Here is a 3675-nt window from a genome sequence, read left to right on the forward strand (position 1 = left end):
ACGATGATCTCTAACGTCTTGCAGAACTGCAAGACGTTGAATTTCTTTATCAGACATAGTGATCAGCATTTATATTTTATATCCAGTCCATGGTGATAAAAACCATCATAAACCAGACATTTTTATTGGTGAGAATATAGACACTTTAAATGGGTTCTAACATTTTGACTTCGTATAAGGTGTATTATGTTAATTTTAGTGGAACTTTATAATTAGACGTTGTTGTTGATATATAGCGAATGCCATCATGGTGGGCACTATATTTTATGTAGATTGAATACCCACAATCTAAATTACACCATTTTTCAGAGTACAGACTTTCTCTTACATCATCTGGACTTCCCAATAGATCATGAATTTCAACCTTAGACATGTCAAAATTAAGTCCTTTAGGTAGAAGCTCTCTATATTTATTAAATCCTTCAACATTTTGATTATAAAAAAATATTGTTTGAAAAAATAAGTTTTTACCTAACATTGCTGTATCACTAAAATGATCTAAGCAACTAGCTTCATCTCGAAAAAGTAAACAAATACCTTTTTCTTCATTAGCTATATATAAAGTATCTTCATCTAAAGGTTTGAACCGTACCGGGTTTGTCGGAGAGTCAATATTCTGAGAGTCAATATTCTGAGAGACTATCCCGATGACAAAATTAAAATATACCCCTGAAATCAGAGAAAGAGCGGTTCAATTATTGATTGAATCCGAGAAAGATTATCCATCGAATTGGGCTGCGATCACAGCTATTGCTCCCTGAGCAGTATACTGCGCAAGGGTTGTACTCCTGAAACACTACGTGTTTGGTATCAAAAATATTTAGATAAACAAAATCCAGTTAAAGTACAGCAGCTTTCAGACCAAGAACGTATCAAACAACTGGAACGCGAAAATAAAGAACTGCAACGTGCGAATGAAATTCTACGTAAAGCAGCCGCTTTTTTCGCCCAGGCGGAGCTCGACCGCCCACACAAATAATGGTGGATTTCATCCATAACAATAAAGACTTATATGGTGTTGATGCGATTTGTAGGATTTTACCGATCGCAGCTTCAACCTATTACCGGACTCTAGATCTCTGCGAAAATCCAGAACATCGAGCAAAGCGAGATTTACATGACTTGCATCATGCTGAGGAGATTAAACGAATTTGGAAGGAAAGTTCAGGTCGGTATGGTGTACGTAAAGTCTGGCAAAAACTGAAACGTGAAGGCTATATTATTGCACGCTGTACTGTTGCTCGATTAATGAAAAAGCTAGGTATACAAGGTGTTTGGCGAGGTAAGAACAAACAAACCACCCGTAGCCGAGATGATCAAAAACGAGCGAATGATTTAGTGAAACGTAATTTTAGTGCTGATCATCCAGATCAGCTGTGGGTCAGTGACTTTACGTATATTCAAACCAAGTCAGGTTGGGTCTATACCGCATTTATTATTGATGTGTTTTCACGAGCAATTGTTGGATGGAAAGTATCAACACGTATGAATACAGATATGATGCTTGATGCATTAGAACAAGCTTTGCATGATCGAGGTATGCCAAAGAATGTAATTCATCATTCCGATAGAGGTGTGCAATATCTTTCCATTCGCTATACCAATCGTCTAGAAGCAGCAAATTTACGAGCGTCAGTCGGTACAACTGGTGATTCATACGATAATGCTTTGGCTGAAACAGTGAATGGCTTATACAAAACAGAGGTGATTGAATATTTAAAAGCAGATTGGCAAGGTTTAGCGGATGTACAACTTGCGACACTCAACTGGGTAGATTGGTTCAATAAAGAGCGTGTACACAGTGCATTGGGTTACAAAGGTTTAATTCCGGAACCGGAAAGAACGGAAGGAAATTACCGCCTTTACGATGTAGGCTATGTTGAGCGAATTAAATTTATTTTGAATTGCCGAACTTTAAATATGAGTTTGAATGAAATTCGTCAATTACTTACCTATAAAGACAAACCTGAGAAAAATTGTTCAGATGTGAATGAATTAATTGACTTACATGTCAGTGCTATCAGAGAAAATATAATCAAGCAACAAAAGCTTATTGAACAACTATCTGATTTAAGAGGTACTTGTGATGGTTTATGTACAATTGACCAATGTGGAGTTTTAAAAAATCTAGCTTGATTATCTAGACCTATGCTTTTTTCAAAAAATCGGCACTGTTGCAAATAACCACGAATGGTAAGCTGAAGACTGTTTTAGCTAAAGGTGCAGCATATGAATCCTTTCCATGGTCGGCATTTTCAGGGCGAAATCATTCTTTGGGCTGTGCGCTGGTATTGTAAATATGGCATTAGCTATCGTGAACTGCAGGAAATGCTGGCCGAACGGGGTGTGAATGTTGATCACACGACTATTTACCGTTGGGTTCAACGTTATACGAATCTAAAAATGGGAGCCTATAGCTCCCATTTTTATTGTTAAACGTTGAATCCTATATGTTTTCCTGTTGGAAGCTCTACATCAATACGGAGCTTCCCACCCATTGCCTCAACATACTTTTTCATGGTTGAAATCTTAAGATCATTGCCACGATTTTCTATTGCTGAAAGCGATGGCTGTTTTATTCCCAAAGTTTCAGCAAGCTCTTTTTGAGAAATTTCGAGTTCTTCACGAATAAGATGAAGCTGATTTTCTAGCAGTAATTCATCAGCCATTTTTTGAATACGGGCTTGGCTCTCTGGAGAGCGGCTAGCTAACAATTCTTGCAGAGTCTTAGCCATTAGATTTATCTCCTAGGGTAGTGAGATGAAGTTGGTATTGTTCATCTGCAATATCCAGCATGTCTTTATAAAAACGCTTTTTACCGCCTTTATCAGCAATACATAGAACAATAGCCTGTCGTAAGGGATCAAATGCGAAGAAAGCTCTTAAGGGTCTACCGCGATGTTGAACACGCAGTTCTTTCATATTGGTAAATTTAGACTCATACACAGTATCTACTAAAGGACGGCCTAAACTCGGTCCCTACTGCTGTAGAACAACCAGGGCAGCTAGGACCTTCTCTTGTGTAGGTTCATCTTGCTGTTCAAGCCACTGATTAAATAGATCTGTCGTAATGACTGTCCACATACCACAACCAAAATATAGATTATAGTCTATATTTTAGGGGCATTATGTTTGTTTTGCAAATGAAAAAGGATAGGCAATAAAAAACCCCGGCATCCTGCCGGGTTTTTTTATCGTTGCTGATTGTGCTGTTGTACCCTCTGGTCCATGTGCAATAACTTATAATTTTTGTTTTATGTTATGGAACATCCTGTTCCTGATGACTTGATCATAGGAAAATTCCAGTATGCCGCATAGCAGCAAAGGGCCGAGATTTATGTGCGCCAAAGCGTACAAAATAGCCTAAATTTCATCCACAGCAATTGGGGATAGTTTTCGCCCTGGAAGAGCTGAGAACATTGGGAAAATGCCAAAATTGATCATTTTCTATACAGGATTATTGGCAAGAACTATCAAAACTGCTCATAAAAAAGCCGACTTGTTTCAAAGTCGACTTTTTCTTGTTTTTTGGCTTTTAGTTAATTTTTTAAGTCATTGATATTTAAATTAATATACAAGTGTACTTCGTATAACCGCCATTATGTTAAATGGAGGGAAAATCTATTTTTAAAGTGATAAAATTATTGTAGTTATTTTAAGAATAGCTGCTTTTGA

General features: G+C 37.4%; 2 protein-coding genes, 3 pseudogenes and 1 other annotated feature. Of the genes and pseudogenes, 2 read left to right on the forward strand and 3 right to left on the reverse strand.

What is annotated here, in order from left to right:
- Positions 1 to 184: 184 nt before the first annotated feature.
- Entirely contained in the window at positions 185 to 478 is a 294-nt protein-coding gene (locus tag PV763_RS17100) for a hypothetical protein (protein WP_420938256.1), read from the reverse strand.
- Between the two features lie 169 nt (positions 479 to 647).
- On the opposite strand from PV763_RS17100, the pseudogene PV763_RS17105 reads away from it, so the two are divergent.
- Both PV763_RS17105 and PV763_RS17110 read left to right on the forward strand, forming a co-directional pair.
- Positions 648 to 2136, forward strand: a pseudogene (locus tag PV763_RS17105) (IS3 family transposase).
- Positions 937 to 1053, forward strand: a sequence feature (AL1L pseudoknot). It overlaps the preceding pseudogene by 117 nt.
- A 93-nt stretch (positions 2137 to 2229) precedes the next feature.
- Positions 2230 to 2391 (forward strand): annotated as a pseudogene (locus PV763_RS17110) (IS6 family transposase); the annotation flags it as partial.
- A gap of 41 nt (positions 2392 to 2432) precedes the next feature.
- Here PV763_RS17110 and PV763_RS17115 read toward each other — a convergent pair.
- On the reverse strand, positions 2433 to 2735 hold the full coding sequence (locus tag PV763_RS17115; protein WP_001140620.1) for a helix-turn-helix domain-containing protein: 303 nt from the start codon (positions 2733 to 2735) through the stop codon (positions 2433 to 2435).
- A pseudogene (locus PV763_RS17120) lies at positions 2728 to 3084 on the reverse strand (type II toxin-antitoxin system RelE/ParE family toxin). The gene PV763_RS17115 and the pseudogene PV763_RS17120 overlap by 8 nt, the downstream one beginning before the upstream one ends.
- Positions 3085 to 3675: the final 591 nt, after the last annotated feature.

Origin of the sequence: Acinetobacter sp. AS5, from assembly GCF_048957595.1 — a bacterium.
Classification (GTDB): Bacteria; Pseudomonadota; Gammaproteobacteria; order Pseudomonadales; family Moraxellaceae; genus Acinetobacter.